This window comes from Micromonospora sp. NPDC048935 (assembly GCF_043197875.1).
GTDB lineage: Bacteria > Actinomycetota > Actinomycetes > Mycobacteriales > Micromonosporaceae > Micromonospora.
Window position 1 is genome coordinate 82409 of record NZ_JBICTZ010000005.1, and the last position, 16782, is coordinate 99190.

A 16782-nucleotide genomic window follows, 5' to 3' on the forward strand; every position below is an offset into this window, starting at 1 on the left:
TGACCGTCCACCGAGGACGGCGGTGAACCGGCCGTCGCGCATTGCCATCCGGTGAACGCGGTGGGTCAACCCGCTCGACGGGCCAACTCGTCGGTGATCAGCCGCGCGAGGCGATCCAGCCCGACGTCGATCTGCTCGGGTGTCACCGCGCTGACCGACAACCGCAACGCGCGGACCGGCGCGGTGTCGTCGTAGAAGTGCGCCATCGGCGTCCACAGCACCCCGTAGTCGCGCGCCGAGCGGCCCAGCAACGCGTCGTCGACCGGGAACGGCACGGTCACCACCACGAAGAACCCTCCCGCCGGCACCGTCCAGCGCACCGCCGCCGGCCGGTCCGGCACGGCCGGAAAACGCCGGGTCAGACCGGCCACCAGGTGACGCAGATTCCGGGTGTACGCGGCCCGCTCCCGAATGTTCGCGGCGACCAGGCTGCATCCGTGCTCCAGCAGCCGGCCGCCGATCACCGCCTGCGCGATCGGCGACGTGTTCACCGTGACCATGCTCTTGATCATGGCGAGCTGGTCGGCGAGCGGGCCGACCCGCCCACCCGGACCAGCCACCCGCTGGTCGGCGACCACGTACCCGACCCGCGCGCCGGGAAGCACGGTCTTGGCGAACGAGCCGAGGTAGACGACCCGCCGGCCGGTGTCCAACGCCTTGAGGGTGGGCGGGCGCGGCCCGTCGTCGAGGTGGAAGAGCCCGTACGGGTTGTCCTCCAACAGCAGCAGGTCCTCCTCGGCGGCCAGGTCCAGCAGCCGCCGCCGGTGGGCGGTGTCGATGCTGACCCCGGAGGGGTTGGCGAAGTCCGGCATCAGGTAGCAGGCGCGCGGCCGCAGCCCGGCCGCCCGTGCGCGGCGTGCCTGGGCGGCCAGGTCGGCCAGATCGACCCCGGACGACCCACCGGCGACCGGCCACACCGGCAGGTCCACCAGCCGGGCCGCCCCGGTCAGCCCGACGTAGGTCGGGGCGACCGCGAGCAGCACATCCGTCGGCCCGGCCCGCAACGCCCGCAGCACCAGGAACATGGCCTCCTGGCAGCCGACCGTCACCACGACGTCCTCCGGGTCGACGGTGATCCCCTCGTCGACGGCGAGGTTGCGGGCGATCAGGTGGTGCACGATGCCCTTGGTCCGGCCGTACTGCAACAGCAGTCGCCGGGCCTGCTCCGGTCGGTGCCCGAGGTCGTCGACGAGGTGCCGGTGGAAGGTGTCCAGGTGCCGGTGCACCGCCGCCAGGTCGAAGAACTCCTCGTACGGCCGTCCGGCCGCGAGGGATACCGCCGCCGGGTAGCGCTCGGACACCTCGTTGAGGAAGTTCATCGACGTCAACGCCGGATCACCCAGCGCGGGGTGCAGGTCGGCGATGGTCAGGTCGACCGGTTCGGCGGCGGCCACTCCTCAGCCCACCCCGAGGGTGCGCAGCTCGCCGGCCGCCGCCACGTCGGCACAGCCGGCCAGGGTGAGCGCGTCGGTCAGCTCGGTGGCCAGCAGCGCCAACGCGTGCCGGGCAGCCGGTTCGCCACCGGCGGCGAGGGCCCACAGCAGCGGCCGGCCGACGAGCACACCGGCCGCGCCCAACGCCAGCGCCCGCAGCACGTCGGTGCCGCACCGGATGCCGCTGTCCAGCAGCACCTGGCAGTCGTCCCCGACCGCGTCGACGACCTCCGGCAGCACGGTGACGCTCGCCGGCGAGCCGTCCAGTTGCCGCCCGCCGTGGTTGGAGACGACCACCGCGTCCGCGCCGACGCGTACCGCCTCGGTCGCGTCGCGCGGGTCCAACAGCCCCTTGACCACCAGCGGCAGGTCGACCTGCTCGCGCAGCCACGCCAGGTCCGCCCAGCGCAGCGCCGGCGCGAACGACGCGGCGGTGTGCGCGGCGATCGCGGACACCCCGGGCGCACCGGAGTGCGCCAGCGTGTCCCGCCCGTCGGGGAGGTTCGCGGCGACCACCTCGGCCGGCAGCCGGAACGCGTTGCGCAGGTCCCGGGGACGTCTGCCGAGCACCGGCACGTCCACGGTGACCACCAGCGCCCGGCACCCGGCCGCGACGACCCGGTCCAGCAGGTCCCGGACGAGAGCCCGGTCGCGCAGCCAGTAGAGCTGGAACCAGACCTCCGCGCCCGCCCGGGTGACCTGTTCGATGGGTGTGCTGCCCAGCGTGCTCGCCAGGTACGGGATGCCGGCCGCACCGGCCGCCGCCGCCAGCCCCAGTTCCCCGTCCGGGTGCAGCAGCCGCTGGTACGCCATCGGCGCCACCCCGACCGGCATGGCGTACCGACGGCCGAGCAAATGGGCGCCGAGGTCGACGGTGTCCACCCCGCGCAGTACCCGGGGCAGCACCGCGACCCGGTCCAGCGCGCGACGGTTCGCGGCGAGGGTCACCTCGGAGGCGCTGCCGCCGGCCACGTAGTCCCACACGTCCGGTGGCAGCACGGCCCGGGCCCGCTCGGCGTAGTCGGCGAGCGACACGGCCGGCGGGTCGGCGGGCACCCGCTCACCCATCGCCCGCCGCCGTGTCCGTTGGCGCGGCGGCCACGTCGAACCCGGCGGGCCCGTCCGACAGGCCGAAGCGCTCGCGGAGGAACGCCGCCGCGCTCCCCTGTGCCCGCCGTCCGTCGGTGAAGGTTCCCGGCATGGCGAAGAACCCGTGGATCATGCCGGGGTAGTGCTCCGTCCGGGTGGACACGCCGGCGTCGCGCAGCCGCTCGGCGTACCGCTGCCCCTCGGCGCGCAGGGGGTCCAGTTCGGCGGTGATCACCAGCGCCGGCGGCAACCCGGACAGGTCGTCGGCGAGCAGCGGTGAGGCCAGCGGATCCCGGGCGTGCGCCGGGTCGGCCAGGTAGTGCGTCCGGTACCAGGCGACCGATCGGCGGTTGAACAGCGTCGGGTCGTCGTCCCCGGCCGGTTCGCCGCTGGAGTCGGTGTTCGGGTAGACCAGCAGCTGCGCCGCGAGCGGGGGCCCGTCCGTACGGCTGAGCAGGGTGACCGCGGCGGCCAGGTTCCCGCCGGCGCTGTCCCCGCCCACCGCCAGCCGGGTCGGGTCCACACCCAGCTCCTCGGCGTGCCGGGCGACCCACGAGGTCGCGGCGTGGCAGTCGTGCACCGCCGCCGGGAACGGGTGCTCCGGGGCGAGGCGGTAGCCGACGGTGATCACCTGGCAGGGCACGGCATTGGCCAGGCGACGGCAGATGCCGTCGGCGGTGTCGATGCTGCCGAGCGTCCAGCCGCCGCCGAAGAAGTACAAGAGGGTGGGCAGCGGACCCGACCCGGCCGGCCGGTACACCCGCAGCGGCAGTTCCCCGGCGGGGCCGGGGATCCGCTCGTCGCGTACCTCGGTCACCGGCTCGACCGCGCCGGTGCCGGCGCGGATCGCGGCCAGGTCCGCGGCGCGCGCCTCGACGAGGGTCTGCGCGTACAGCGGCGGGGCGCCGGCCGCGGCACGAGCCGCCCGGTACGCGGCCACCTCCGGGTGCAGGGCCATGTCGCTCCTATCCGCCGGTGCTGACCAGCAGCTTGTCGATGCCGCGCAGGAACAGGCTGCCGCTGTACGTCGGCGTCTCGGTGACCGTCAGCGCGGGGAACCGGGCGAACAGCCGGGGTAGCGCGAGACGTCCCTCCAACCGCGACACCGCCGCGCCGAGGCAGAAGTGCAGACCCGCCCCGAAGGCCAGCGACGGAGGGCCGGGACGGGTCGGGTCGAAGGTGTCCGGGGCCGGGAAGCGGGACGGGTCCCGGTTGGCCGCCCCGATCAGGATCAGCACGTTGTCGTCCGCGGCGACCGGCACGCCGTTCAGCACGGTGTCGGCCGGTGCGGCTCGGGCCAGGAAGTGCACCGGGCTCGCCATCCGCAGCACCTCGTCCACGCAGCCCTGTGCCAGCGTGGCGTCGGTGGGCAGCGCCGCGACCGTCTCCGGCTGGGCCAACAGCAACGGCAGCCCGTTGCCGAACATGTAGACGGTGGTGACGAAGCTGGCGTTGAACAGCACGATCAGGTTGCTGATCAGCTCGTCCTCGGTCAGCTCCACCTCACCGGAGTCGAGCGCCTCGACCAGCCCGCTGAGCAGGTCTTCCCCGGGCACCCGGCGGCGCTGCCCGAGCAGCTCCCGGTAGAAGGCCCGCAGATCCCGCGCGGCGGTGTTGGCCGCGGCCAGCCGCTCCGGGGTCTTCCCCGCCACATCCAGGAACTCGTCGATCCACTCCACCCGCTCGCGGTACCACGGCAACTCCGCGGTCGGGATACCGATGAACTCGGCCATCACCAGGGCCGGAATCGGGTACGCGAAGTCGGCCACGAAGTCGACCACGCCGTCGGCGGCGTCCGCCATCCGGTCCAGCAGTTCGTCGACCACCCGCAGGATCACCGGTTCCAGGGCGCCGAGCCGGCGCGGCGTGAAGGTGCGGGAGAAGACGTGCCGCATCCGGGTGTGGTCGGGCGGGTTGACGAACATCATCGAGGTCTGGAAGGTACGCAGGATGTCCTGCTCCTCCCACCCCGGCGGCGGCTGTTTCGTCCACTCCGGATCGCGCAGCAACCCGTCGACGAGGTCGTAGCCGACCGCGACGGCGGCCACCGTCCGGTGCTCGGCGCGGGCCGGCACCGCGCTGATCGGGCCGAGCCGGTGCAGGTCGGCGTACCACGGGTAGGGATCCTGTCTGCCCTGTTCGCTGTACAGGCCGGTGAGTATCTCCTCCACGCCCACGGCCAACTCCTTCCCGCCGATGTCGGTGGCCGGGGACAGCGGGATCACCCGCCGCCCCCGGGCCCGGGTCACAGATCGAGCAGCCGCAGCGGCACGGCGGCAGCGAGGGCCTGGTTGCCGGCGTCGTTCGGGTGGATGTGGTCGCCCGAGTCGTACGCGGGCAGCAGTTGGCTGGGTCGGGCCGGGTCGCGCACCACGCGGTCGAAGTCGAGCAGACCGTCGAACTCCCGGCTGCCGCGCAGGTACGCGTTCACCGCCTGGCGGGTGGCCTCCTTCTGCGGCGTCCACACGCCCGGCGCGCCGTGCCCCTCGTACGGGGTCAGGGTGGCCACCAGGCTGGTCAGCCCGCGTTGCTGGAGCTGCTGGTTGATCTGCCGCAGGGTGGCGATGATCGCCTCGGGTGCGTCGTTCGACATCCAGATGTCGTTGATGCCCAGGTGGGTGACGACGGTCCGCACCCCGGTCTGGCCGAAGACGTCCTCGTTGAGCCGGGCGGCCGCGTTCGGGCCGAGCTGGTAGTAGCCCGGGTAGTTCCCGTCGCCCGGCTCGGTGCCCTCGTGGTTGAGCCGGTTGCCGGCCAGGCTCAGGTTGAGCACGCCGGGGGTGCGCCTGTCCGGCCGGTCGGCGAGCAGCCGGTCGGCGAGCAGGTCGGGCCAGCGCCGGTTGGCGTTGACGGTGCTGCCGTTGCCGTCACCGATGGAGTCGCTGAGCACGACGAGCGCACCGGGGCTGCCCCTGCGCTGCACGTCGATGCCGGAGAGGAAGAACCAGCAGCAGGTGGGACGGGTGGTGAACCCGGTGCCCTCGGCCACCCCGGTCAGATCCCCGGCGCCGATGAAGTTGGCCTGCTGGGACTGCCCGTGGAACGTGGTCGGGCCGGTCGGCGTCGGGAAGTGCAGGGTGACCACCAGGTCGCTGTCGTCCGCGACCGGGAAGGTCAGCGGGTCGCTGAGGAGTTCGGCGCCCCGGTTCATGGTCGCCGTGGTGGCGCCGGTGAAGGTCAGCGGGCGCACCGAGGGCGCGTCGATGTCGGAGAGGTCGTCGGGGGTGGCGGTGTTCGGCCGGGCGACGGTGGCGCGGCCAACCCTGACCGCCTGCTCGCCGTACAGGTTGCTGAGGCGTACCCGCAGCGCCGGCCCGCCCACCGACACGTGCACGATCATCCGGACGCTCTGGTCGTTGAGGCCGGTGTTGGTCAGTCCGACCGAGTTGCCCCGGGTGACCGCGGTGGCCCAACTGCCCGCCCACTCGGCGCGGTCGGGTCGGCCGGCGGCGGTGCCGGACGGACCGGCGCTGGCGACGACGGCGGGTGCGCCGACGACCAACAGCGCGGCCGCGGCGGCGATGACAGGCCATCTCTTCGGGGTTGCCGTTGCCATGGAACCTCCATCGTGTGGCAGCCCAGGGCCGTCCGCTGACGGCGCCCGCCTGGACGATGGTCCAGAAACCTAGCCGCCGCCGCTGACGGGCGTCAATCAACCTGATCGACGCGATGAAATGTCCGGCGGGCCCCTCGGATCGCCCGTCGGCACGGTTCCGACCAGCCGTTTCGCGCCTAGGCTTCCAGGCGGCGGCGGTGCGGTCGCCCGAGCGCGCCACCGTCGCGTCGTCACCGGGAGCTGCCCGGGACCGCCGCTTTCTGGGGATGGGGGCTGCCGGATGACTGACGGACCCGGGCACGACACCAGCTACGTGCACAGGGTGTTGGACCTCTTCGCCGAGTTCGGCGACCGGGAGGCGCTTGTCGGCGCCGGTCGCCGCCTCACCTACACCGACGCCGCCGCGCGGGTCCGGGCGATGGCCGCGACGGTGACCCGGCACGGCGTACGGCCCGGGTCGGCGGTGCTGGTGACCGTCGCGAACGCGGTCGAGGGTCCGCTGCTGCAACTCGCCCTGCATCTGCTGGGCTGCCGGACGATGTGGGTCGCCCCGGTGACCGCGCGCCGGGAGGTCGACGAGTTCATCCGGTTGGCCCGCCCGGACGCCCTGGTCTACGACGCTCGGGACCGGGCCAGCCTGGGCCCGGAGCTGGCCGCCGCGCTGCCCGGCACACCGGTGTGCTGTCTGGGCGCGGGCGGCGCCGGCCCCGACCTCACCGCCGACGCCGACGCCGACGTGACGAACCTGCCGGCGGTCGTGCCGACGCCCGAGTCGTTCCTGCAGACCAGCGGCACCACCGGACGCCCCAAGCTGGTGCACCACCGGGAGAGCTTCTACGCCCAGATCCTCGCCCTGGCCGCCGACTTCCGCGCCGCCGGGTTCCCGCTGCTGCGGCACCTGTCGCACTCGCCGATGTGGCTGGCCAGCGGGCAGATCACCACACTGTTCAACCTGTTCACCGGCGGGGTGCTGTTCCTGCGCGACGACTGGGACCCGGTGGCCTTCGTGGACACCGTGCAGCGGGAACGGATCAACTCGACCTTCGTCACCCCGCCGATGCTCTACGAGGTGTTGGACCACCCGGCAGTTGTCGACGCGGACTTCTCCGCCATGTTCATGTTCAACGTGGGCGCCGGGCCCGCCGCGCCCGCCCGGCTGCGCCAGGCCATCGCGCGGTTCGGTCCGGTGCTGCGCATCGTGTACGGCCTCAGCGAGGCCGTCGTGATCACCGCGCTACCCGGCCTGACCGACGATCCGGAGCACCCGGAGCGGTTGGGCTCCTGCGGACGGCCCTACGGCGACGTCCGCATCGAGATCCGCGGCGACGACGGCACCGTGCTGCCGACCGGCCGCGACGGCGTGGTGTGGGTGCACACCCGGCTGCGCTTCGCCGGCTACCACGGCCAGCCGGAGCTGACCGCGCAGACGCTCGTGGACGGCTGGGTGCGCACCCGCGACATCGGTCACCTCGACGACGACGGCTACCTCTACCTGGTCGACCGGGCAGACGACGCGATCCTCACGCAACGACGGAGCTGGCCGATCTTCTGCCGCCCCATCGAGGACGTGCTGGCCGGGCATCCGCGGGTCCGGGCCGCCGCCGTGATCGGCGTACCGGACGAGACGGCCGGTGAGGTCCCGTACGCGTACGTGGTGCTCGCCCCGGGCGCGACGGTCGCCGGGGCGGAGCTGATCGACCTGGTGACCGCCGAGCTGAACGAGATGTGGGCGCCGGCCGCCGTGGAGTTCGTCGACCGGCTGCCGGTGAACCGGTCGATGAAGGTGGACAAGCGGGCGCTGCGCGCGCGGTACGCGGCGCGTCGGGCGGCGGCGGTCGGGGCGTGACTCCCCGCCGGCAACTGGTCATCCTGGTCAGCGCGGACCTGATCTCCAACCTGGGCACCCGCATCTCGGTGGTGACCATCCCGTGGCTGGTGCTGGTCACCACCGGCAGCCCCACCAAGATGGGCCTGGTCGCGTTCGCCGAGACCCTGCCGTACCTGCTGTCCAGCGCGTTGGGCACGCCCTGGGCGGACCGGATCGGCCTGCGCCGCACCTCGATCCTCTGCGACGCGGGCAGCGCCGTGGCGATGGTCGTCGTCGCGCTGACCCCGTGGATGGGCTTCGCCCCGCTGGTGGCGCTCGTCGCCGTGGCCGGCGCGCTGCGAGGCATCGGGGACCGGGTGAAGCACGTGATGTTCCGCCCGGTCGCGCAGGCCGCCGGAGTGCCGCTGATCCGGCTGACCTCCGCGTACGACGGGCTCAGCCGGGTGGTGACCCTGTTCGGCGCCGCCGTCGGCGGCCTGCTGATCGCCGCGTTCGGGGTGACCGAGGCGCTCCTCGTCGACGCGGCCAGTTTCGGCGTCTGCGCGCTGCTGATCGGCGTCCTGGTCCGCCCGCCGGTCGCCCCGGCGCAACCCGCCCAGCCGGAGAGTTACCTGCGCGCGCTGCGGGGCGGTTTCAGCTACCTGGGTCGGGACCGGCCGCTGCTCGGCATGCTCGCCGTCGTCTCGGCGCTGAACATGGTGGCCAACGCCAGCGTGGCCGTCTACATCCCGGTCTGGGTCGCCCGGGAGTTGCACGGCCCGAGCGGCCTCGGTCTGGTGCTGGCGGCGTTCTCGGCGGGCGCGCTGCTGGGCAACCTGGTGTTCACCATGCTCGGGCCCCGGCTCCCCCGGCGGCTGACGTTCCTGCTCGGCGCGCTGGTCGCCGGCACACCCCGGCTGGTGGCACTGGCGATCAGCGACGAACTGCCGGTGGTGCTGGTGGTGACGTTCCTGTCCGGAATCGGCATCGCGGCGGTCAACCCGCTGCTCGGGGTGGCGCTCTACGAGCGGATACCGCCGGAGTTGCAGACCCGGGTGATCGGCATCGCCGGTTCGTTGGCCTTCGTCGGTCTGCCGGTCGGCGCGCTGCTCGGCGGCTGGTCGGTGGACGCCCTGGGGCTCACCCCGGCCCTGCTGACCATGGCGGCGGCGTGCCTGGTGATCACCGCGTACCCGCTGCTGAGCAGGACGTCCGGACCGGAGACACCGGCCCGGCCCGCCCCCGTCACCACCCCCTGACCGGCCCCCGCCTCGCGGGGTCCTACCGCACCTGTGCCCGGCGGGCCCGGCACTCGGGGTCGTTGATGTTCGCGCCGGCCACCGGCCGGATCACGCCGGCCGGCAGGCTCGTCAGGGCGTCCACGAACGCGCAGCGCAGGGCCTCACTCGCGAACCCTTCGAGGTCCTCCCCGTACAGATCGACGCCGAACATCTCGGCGCCGAACAGCTGCGCGTCGCTCAGGTCCGCACCCGCCAGGTCGGCGTCGGTCAGATCGGTGCTGGACAGGTCCACGTCGGTCAGCACGGCGAAACGCAGGCTCGCGCCGACCAGGCTCGCGCCGACGAGGGTAGCGTGGTCCAGCCCCGCCCGGTCCAGTTGCGCGCGCTGCAGGTCCGCCCCGCCGAGGTTGGCGCCGCGCAGCTGCGTGTCGAACAGTTCGACGTCGGTCAGGTTGGCGCCCGTCAGGTCCGCGTCGGTCAGGTCGGCATCGGAGAGGTTCGCCCCTTCCAGATTCGCCAGCCCCAGATCCATGCCGGCCAGGTCCATCCGCCGCAGGTCGGTGCGGGACAGGTCGACGCGGGTCAGATCCGGCCGGCCACCGAGCGAGTCGCTGTCGCCGAGCGCGGCCAAAGCGGCGTGGATGTCTACCGGGGGCGGTAGCCGGGCGCCCTTGACCGAGGTTGCCCCCGCGGCCTGGTCGGCGCGAGCGGCTGCCCCGCCGACGGAGTGGACGCGGACGAACGCCGACAGGATCTCCACCACGGCAGGACGATCGGCCGCAGAATCACGCATGATCCGTCGCAGGGCGTGGATGGCGCCCAGGCGTACGTCCACCTTCTCGGCGCCCGGCTGCCCCAACTGTTCGATCGACGCGGTGAAGCGGTCGGTGATCTGCCCCTGCGCGGTGAGGCGTTGCTGCTCGCGGTCAGCCTCCTGTTGCGCGCGGTTGGCGGCGTTGGTGACGTACAGCCCGACGGCGAGGACGATCACCGACAGGATGCTCCCCAGGCCGAGCAATCGTTGCCAGGGGTCTGGTCTGAGTTCCAGGGGGGCGCTCGGGGCCAGCTCCAGCCGGGTTGTCGACGGTCGGCCAGGGCGTAGGGCGCGCGACGCGACGGTGGCCGGCCGAGGCCGTCTCTCCCGCGTCGGGCGGCCGGGGGCCGCGGTGGGGGTGCCGGCACGCCAGGCGGCGCGGACGGCGGCTAGTCGAGCGCGGATGGTCAACACGACCTCCATTTGACCCGACCTGTGCCACTCCTGCTCGCACCTCCGGACGTCCGGCAAACCGGTTGCGGGTCGTGCCCGGCTGCCGCAGGCGGGCACGGATGAGCGCCCCACCGCCGCCAGGCGTCCCAGTGACAGACGATGCCGAACTCCACTCCTCGTCGAGCAGAGCGACTGCCTGGCCGAGGCCAGCGTGACCGGCTGAGCCTGGCCGGCAGCCCGGCGGTCGGCTAGCGTGCCGGCATGCCATCGACGCCCAACGAATCGACGGACCCGTACTGCCTGCGCCCCGGGGAGGCAGCCGAACTGCTGCGTGGGCACCCGTGGCGGCGGTTCGTGGCGCTCGGCGACAGCGTCGTGGAGGGCATGTGTGAGCCGACGCCGGGCTACCCCGACGTGCAGTGGGTCGACCGGGTCGCCGCCGAGCTGACCGCCGTGCACCCCGGTTTGGCGTACCGGAATCTGGGTCGACGCGGGCTGCGCGCGCACCAGGTGCGGGCCTCCCAGCTCGCCCCGGCGCTGGCCTTCGCACCGGACCTGGCGCTGGTGGTCTGCGGGGGCAACGACGCCTTCCACCCGGCGTACGACGCGGAGGCGGTGGACGCCGAGCTGACCGCGATGATCACCGCGCTGCGCGCCGTGGGGGCCGACGTGATCACCGTGGGCATGTTCGACGTCTCGCACAGCCCTGCGGTGCCCGAGCACCTCCGGCAGGGCCTGGGCGAACGAATGCGCCGCCTGTCGGCACACACGGCGAGCCTGGCCGACCGTCTGAACACCGTCCACGTGCACCTCACCGACCACCCGTTGACGGCCGACCCCACCCTCTACAGCACCGACGGCCGCCACGGCAGCGCCCGCAGCGACGCCATAGCAACAGCCCAAACCCTCCGCGCCCTCTCCCGCCGCTTCCCCGCCCCCGCCCCCGCCCCCGCCCCGGCCCCGGCCCCCAGCCCCGGTGATCATGAGGTTGGCGGGGCCGCAAGCGGCCCAGGGCCCCGCTAACCCCATGATCAACCGGGCGAGAGAGGTCCGGGGGGTCAGTCGGTGAGGAGGATTCCGGTTAGGAGGACCCCGTGGGCCAGGTTGAGGACTCCGTCGCAGCCGGGGTAGCCGACCCTCGCCAGGCCGCCGGAGGCGTGGCGGCCGAAAAGGTACGGGGCCAGGGAGAACGGGACGTCGGCGGTGACCGTCTCGCCGGTCTCGATCTGGACGAAGTCCATCGGCACCCGGTCGGTCGGCAGGTACTTCTGCAGGATCGCGCCGCCCCGATCGACGGCGGCCCGCACACCCTCGGCCCAGTCCGCGGCGCTCAACTCCGGGCCGAGCAGCACGCCGTGGCCGGCGGAGCCGTCGGCCGGTTTCGCCACCAGCTCGGCCTGTTCGGCGATGGCCCGGTCGAGCACCGCGGCGGTCAACGGCACCGTGTACGGCACGTGCCGGCGGATCAGCGCCTGGTCGTCGGCGGGTAGCCCGTCGACGTCCTCCCACAGCCAGGCGAAGGTGGTCTTGTTGCCGAGCAGCCACGCCGCCGCCGACACGAACATCGGGAGGGTGCCGGCGGCGAGGGCCCCGGCCACCGCGTCCAGGCCGGCGGTCGGGGTGACCCGGTTGGGCACGAACAACCGGAACAGCGCGTCGACCGGCGCGCCGTCGACCACCAAGCGCGCGGAGGCGTCCAGGGTGGCGCTGGACACGGGCGCGATGACCAGGTCGATGCCGAAGTCCCGGGCCCGTACGGCGAGGGGGTCGAGGATCCGGATGAACGTCTGCGGGTCGTCGAGGCCCGGATAGTCGGCGTCGAAGTCCATCAGCAGCGCCACCCGGGCGCCCTCGGGCAGCCGCAACTCCTCGCGGATCGCCACGAACCGCTGGTCGAGCAGCGACGGCGCGGCACGCACCGGCAGGTCGTCGAGGATGCCCCGCTCCCGGTACAGGCGCGCGAACCGCTGGATGACGGTGTCGGCGTCGAACCCGCCGCCGAGGCTGCTGTCGATGTTGTACTCGACGAACTTCGGCACCCCGGCGGAGAAGATCACATCTGGGCGGTACGCGGCGAGCAGCGACTCGGTCAGCGGCTCGGCCTCGTCCAGCAGGCGGGTCTCCCCCGCCGGCACGCCGAGCAGCCGGCGCAGGTCACCGGCGGTGCCGGCCCGCCGACGGCAGGCGTCGAGGATGAGCTGGGCGAGCCGGTCGCAGACCTCGTTGAGCTCCCGCCAGGCGTCGGCGGTGAGCACCGGGGGGCGGGCCAACCGCCACTGCTTGTTGTAGGTGGCCCGGCCGTGGAAGACCTGCTCCCAGGCTGCCGCCCCAGCGGCCACCATGGCCGAGCGGGCCGGCTCCGGCAGGGCGGTCCAGGCCCGGTCGGCCGTCGGCCACGCGTAGTTCGGGTCGATCATGATCCGTCCTTCATGGTCAGGTGGATGGCGGTGGCGAGCTGGTCCCGGCCGGGCTGGACGGCCCGGTCCAGTGCCGGGGCGAACGGGAGCACCGCCCCGTCCGGTCGGGTGACCCGGCGGGGTGGGGCGAGCAGCCGGACCCGCTCCACCACCGAGGCGATGATCTCGGCGGCCATTCCGCAGGAGCGGTTGGCGTCGTCGAGCACCACGAGTCGCCCGGTGCGGGCGACCGACTCGGTGAGGCCGTCGATGTCGAACGGGTACAGGGTGCGGGGGTCGAACACCTCCACCGACACCTGGTCGGCCAGCTCCGCGGCGACCGCGAGCGCGTCGTGCACCAGGTGCCCGATCGCGACCACCGTCACGTCGTCGCCGAAGCGGTGGATCCGGCCCCGGCCCAGCGGCACCGGTGCCGGGTCCTCGACGTCGTCGCGCACGTCCATCGCACCGGCCGGCGCGAACACCACCACCGGGTCGTCGTGGCGGATCGCGGTGACCAGCAGCCCGTACGCGTCGGCCGGGGTGGCCGGCACGACGGTGACCACGCCGACGTGGGCGAAGAGGCTGTACGGGTGGTCGGAGTGCTGCCCGGCCCACCCGGTACGCGAGCCGGAGCCGGGCACCAGGTAGGTGACGGGGACGCTGCACTGCCCGCCGGTCATCAGCGGGAACTTGTGCGCGTGGTTGACGATCTGCTCGAAGACCAGGAACAGAAGCGACGGGATCTGGAACTCGATCACCGGCCGCAGCCCGGCCAGCGCCGCCCCGGTGGCGAAGCTGGTGAACGCCTGCTCCGACAGGGGGGTGTCGCGGACCCGATCGGTGCCGAACCGTCTGGCCAGCCCGGTGGTCACCAGCGACGCCCCGACCTGGACGTCCTCGCCGAGCAGGAACACCGCCTCGTCGCGGGCCAACTCGTCGGCGAGGGCCCGGGTCAGCGCCCGGCGGTACGACAGTCGGGGCACCTCAGCCACCTCCGGTGCGCGGGGTCATTCAGCCACCTCCGGTGCGGGCGGTCAGGCCGCTGGCGTACAGGTAGGCCAACGCGTCGGCCGGGTCGGGTTCGGGGCTGTCCAGGGCGAACCGCACGGCCGCGTCGAGGGTCGCCTCCACCTCGGCGTCCACTGCGGCACGGTCGACGTCGCGGAGGCGCTCGCCCTGGATGCGGACCGGGTCCCGGGCCCGACCCCGGGTCACCTCGTCGGGCGGGCGGTAGTCGAGGCGTACCGCGTGTTCGAAGGTGTGATGGGCGTCGAAGCGGTAGGTCCGGGCCTCGATCAGCTCGGGGCCTCCGCCGGAGCGCATCCGGTCGACGGCGTCGGCCGCGGCGGCGCGTACCCTCTCGGGGTCCTGGCCGTCGACTCCGACGGCCGGGATGCCGAACGCGGCGGCCCGGCCGGCGATGCTGCCGGCCACCGCGCCGGCCACCGGCATGGTGGTGGCGTAGCCGTTGTTCTCGCAGACGAACAGCACCGGCACCCGCCAGAGCGCGGCCAGGTTGAACGCCTCCAGCAGCATCCCCTCGTTGACCGCGCCGTCACCGAAGAAGCTCACCCCGACGGTGTCGCGGCCCCGGCGGCGGTGCGCCCAGACCGCGCCGGTGATGATCGCCCCGGAGGCGCCGACGATCGCGTTCGCGCCGAGCACGCCGATGCTCAGGTCGGCGGCGTGCATCGAACCGCCCCGGCCGGCGTTGAGGCCGGTGACCCGACCGCACAGCTCGGCCATCATTCGCGCCGGATCGGCGCCCCGGGCCAGGACGTGCCCGTGCCCACGGTGAGTGCCGGCGAGCACGTCGTCGGCGCCCAGCGCCGCGCAGACGCCGGCGGCGATGCCCTCCTGACCGAGGTACGGGTGGATGCCGCCGACGATCTGCCCGCCGTGGACCAGCTCCACCGCCCGTTGTTCGAACCGGCGGATCAGCCGGACCGTGCGGTAGAGCCGGACCGGGTCGGCGTCTGTCACGTCAGCCTTCCTGCTGGTGGCGCCAGATGACCGGGCAGTATTCGGGGTCCGCGTAGTCCGGCCGCCCCTCGGAGGTGCGGCGGACCAGCACGTCGTGGTTGTACGCGGCGAGCGAGCCGTCGGAGAGCGGATACTCCCGCCAGGCGTTGTCGCCGTCCTGTAGGTGCAGCGAGATCGCCTGTCGGGGGCGACCGCTGACGTTGGGGCCACTGCCGTGGTAGGTGCGGCAGTGGTGGAAACTCACGTGTCCCTTGGGGATCACCATGGGGATTTTGCGGATCTCCGCGCCGTTGTACGCGGCGTTCTCGGCCAGCATCTCCTCCAGCTGGCCGCGGTCCCGGTCGGCGAAGTGGCGTACCACGGTGTCGTCCGCGCCGATCTCCTTCCACCGGTGCGAACCGTCGACCATGGTGATGGTGCCCATCTCCTCCCCGCAGTCGTGGAAGGGGATGAACGCGGTGAGCATCTTCTCCGACGACGAGGACGCCCAGTAGTGCTTGTCGAAGTGCCAGGGCACGATGTTGCTCGGCTCACCGGAGATCGGCGGTTTGTAGATCAGCGTGGACTGGAAGACCCGGATCTCGTCGGCCTGGGCGAGGCGGGCGGCTACCGCGCCGAGCAGCGGCTTGCGCAGGATCGCGCCGAGCCCGTCGTGCTCGTGGTGGACGTAGTCGTTGTGCCGCTGCACCGGGCCCTTGGACGGGTCCCAGTAGGCAAGCCTCGGTGGGCGTACCGGCAGCCGGCGGTCCCGCTCACCGTCGTAGTAGCGCTGCGTGGCGGCGGCGAGGGCGTCCACCTCGTCGTCGGTGAACACCTTTCCCGACAGGTACCAGCCGTGCTCGGCGTAGTGCCGCACGTCGTCGTCGGACGGGAGCAGCGCCTGCTCCTCGGCGGTCAAGCTCATGCGCCCACCCCCTGTGGTGTGGCCGCCACGGCGGCCAGTTCCCGTTCCTTGGCCTCGTAGAGCGCCTTGATGTTGCCGCTGCCGAAGCCCCGTGCGCCGCGCCGCTCGATCAGCTCCAGGAAGAGCGTGCGACGCACGTGCATCGACTCGGCGAAGATCTGCAACAGCTGGCCGTCGTGGTCGGAGTCGACGAGCACACCCAACGCGCGCAACCGGTCCAGCGGGGCGTCCACCCGACCGACCCGCGCCTCCAGGGCGTCGTAGTAGCTGGCCGGGGTGCCGGCGAACCGCACCCCGCGCCGGCCCAACGCCTCCACCGCGGCGACGATGTCGTCGGTGCGCAGCCCCAGGTGCTGCACGCCCCCACCGGCGTGCTGGTCGAGGAACGCGTCGATCTGCCCCGGCCGCCGCGTGCGGTCCGGTTCGAGCAGGACCACGGTGACCCGCCCGGACGGGCTCTGCACCACCTTGGAGTTCATCGCCTGCCCGTCGACCTCGATGTGCTCCTCGAAGATCTGTGCGAAGTCGAACAGCGCCTCGAAGTGCCGGACCGTCTCGTCGAGCTGCCCGGGCGGCACGCAGACCGCCAGGTGGTCGATCTCGGCGAGAACCGGCGGGTGGTCGTCCTTCGTGGCCGCCACCGGAGTGATCGCGCCGGGCAGGAACTCGCCCCCCTCGCCCCGGCGCTGCACCAGCCGGTGCCGCACGTCGGCGAAGCCGTCCACCTCGGCGATGACCACCTCGGCGTCCGCGCCGGTGCGGGTCGTCGGCGGCGTCACGCCGGTGGCACCCCGGCCCACCAGCTCGGCGTACGCGGACGGCACGTCGTCGACCTCGACCGCGACGACCGCGATGCCGTCACCGTGGCGCTGCACGTACCGTGCCGCCGGATGCTCGGCGCTCAACCCGGAGGTGAGCAGCAACCGGATGTCGCCGTGGCAGAGCAGCAGCGAGCGCTGCCCGACCAGCCCGGTCTCCGGGCCGCCCTGGCCACAGATCTCGAAGCCGACGGCGGTGCTGAAGTAGAAGGCCGCCTGTCGGGCGTCCCCCACGTAGAGTTCGATGTGGTCGATACCACGGATGTCCATGTCCCCTGAAGCCCTTCCCACCCGGTTCCCCCCGTGTTGCCGTCCGGACGCGCCCCGCCCGGGATGCCGCGTCGA

At 73.1% G+C, this 16782-nt stretch carries 13 protein-coding genes and 1 pseudogene; 3 read left to right on the forward strand and 11 right to left on the reverse strand.

Translation table 11 applies throughout. The annotated features are described in order from the left end of the window. Positions 1-65 precede the first annotated feature (65 nt). From ACGFIW_RS16085 to ACGFIW_RS16105, 5 genes are all read right to left on the reverse strand, one after another. Complete coding sequence (locus ACGFIW_RS16085) at positions 66-1394, reverse strand: aminotransferase class I/II-fold pyridoxal phosphate-dependent enzyme (protein ID WP_393315527.1); 1329 nt, start codon at positions 1392-1394, stop codon at positions 66-68. A 3-nt stretch (positions 1395-1397) separates the two neighbouring features. Further along, positions 1398-2501 carry an alpha-hydroxy acid oxidase gene (locus tag ACGFIW_RS16090; RefSeq protein ID WP_393315530.1) on the reverse strand — a complete coding sequence of 368 codons (1104 nt, stop codon included), beginning with the start codon at positions 2499-2501 and terminating at the stop codon, positions 1398-1400. Beyond that, complete coding sequence (locus ACGFIW_RS16095) at positions 2494-3480, reverse strand: alpha/beta hydrolase (RefSeq protein WP_393315533.1); 987 nt, start codon at positions 3478-3480, stop codon at positions 2494-2496. Before ACGFIW_RS16095 ends, ACGFIW_RS16090 begins: the two co-directional genes overlap by 8 nt. Positions 3481-3487: 7 nt before the next feature. Continuing rightward, the gene (locus ACGFIW_RS16100; protein WP_393316454.1) at positions 3488-4699 is read right to left on the reverse strand and encodes a cytochrome P450; all 1212 of its coding nucleotides are present in this window, start codon (positions 4697-4699) and stop codon (positions 3488-3490) included. Between the two features lie 68 nt (positions 4700-4767). After that, on the reverse strand, positions 4768-6045 hold the full coding sequence (locus ACGFIW_RS16105) for an SGNH/GDSL hydrolase family protein (RefSeq protein ID WP_393316457.1): 1278 nt from the start codon (positions 6043-6045) through the stop codon (positions 4768-4770). 313 nt (positions 6046-6358) lie between these two features. Here ACGFIW_RS16105 and ACGFIW_RS16110 point away from each other — a divergent pair, with 313 nt between their 5' ends. Next, positions 6359-7924 carry an AMP-binding protein gene (locus ACGFIW_RS16110; RefSeq protein WP_393315535.1) on the forward strand — a complete coding sequence of 522 codons (1566 nt, stop codon included), beginning with the start codon at positions 6359-6361 and terminating at the stop codon, positions 7922-7924. Next, entirely contained in the window at positions 7921-9144 is a 1224-nt protein-coding gene (locus tag ACGFIW_RS16115; RefSeq protein ID WP_393315538.1) for an MFS transporter, read from the forward strand. Before ACGFIW_RS16110 ends, ACGFIW_RS16115 begins: the two co-directional genes overlap by 4 nt. A gap of 22 nt (positions 9145-9166) precedes the next feature. On the opposite strand, the gene ACGFIW_RS16120 is transcribed toward ACGFIW_RS16115, so the two are convergent. Then, entirely contained in the window at positions 9167-10117 is a 951-nt protein-coding gene (locus tag ACGFIW_RS16120) for a pentapeptide repeat-containing protein (protein ID WP_393315541.1), read from the reverse strand. A gap of 477 nt (positions 10118-10594) precedes the next feature. On the opposite strand from ACGFIW_RS16120, the pseudogene ACGFIW_RS16125 reads away from it, so the two are divergent. Continuing rightward, positions 10595-11254: pseudogene (locus ACGFIW_RS16125) on the forward strand (SGNH/GDSL hydrolase family protein); the annotation flags it as partial. Positions 11255-11391: 137 nt separating this feature from the next. Here ACGFIW_RS16125 and ACGFIW_RS16130 read toward each other — a convergent pair. Genes ACGFIW_RS16130 through hppD form a run of 5 tightly spaced genes read right to left on the reverse strand, consistent with a single transcriptional unit; the run spans position 11392 to position 16707 of the window. Continuing rightward, positions 11392-12750, reverse strand: a complete 1359-nt coding sequence (locus ACGFIW_RS16130; RefSeq protein ID WP_393315544.1) for a hypothetical protein — start codon at positions 12748-12750, stop codon at positions 11392-11394. Then, positions 12747-13715, reverse strand: a complete 969-nt coding sequence (locus ACGFIW_RS16135) for an alpha-ketoacid dehydrogenase subunit beta (RefSeq protein ID WP_393315547.1) — start codon at positions 13713-13715, stop codon at positions 12747-12749. The genes ACGFIW_RS16130 and ACGFIW_RS16135 overlap by 4 nt, the downstream gene beginning before the upstream one ends. A gap of 28 nt (positions 13716-13743) precedes the next feature. Further along, a complete protein-coding gene (locus tag ACGFIW_RS16140) occupies positions 13744-14715 on the reverse strand; it encodes a thiamine pyrophosphate-dependent dehydrogenase E1 component subunit alpha (protein ID WP_393315550.1) in 972 nt (323 codons plus the stop codon). Between the two features lies 1 nt (position 14716). Next, positions 14717-15619 (reverse strand): phytanoyl-CoA dioxygenase family protein, encoded by a 903-nt coding sequence (locus ACGFIW_RS16145; protein WP_393315553.1) that lies wholly within the window; start codon positions 15617-15619, stop codon positions 14717-14719. Next, on the reverse strand, positions 15616-16707 hold the full coding sequence (hppD, locus tag ACGFIW_RS16150; protein ID WP_393315555.1) for a 4-hydroxyphenylpyruvate dioxygenase: 1092 nt from the start codon (positions 16705-16707) through the stop codon (positions 15616-15618). Before hppD ends, ACGFIW_RS16145 begins: the two co-directional genes overlap by 4 nt. Positions 16708-16782 lie beyond the last annotated feature (75 nt).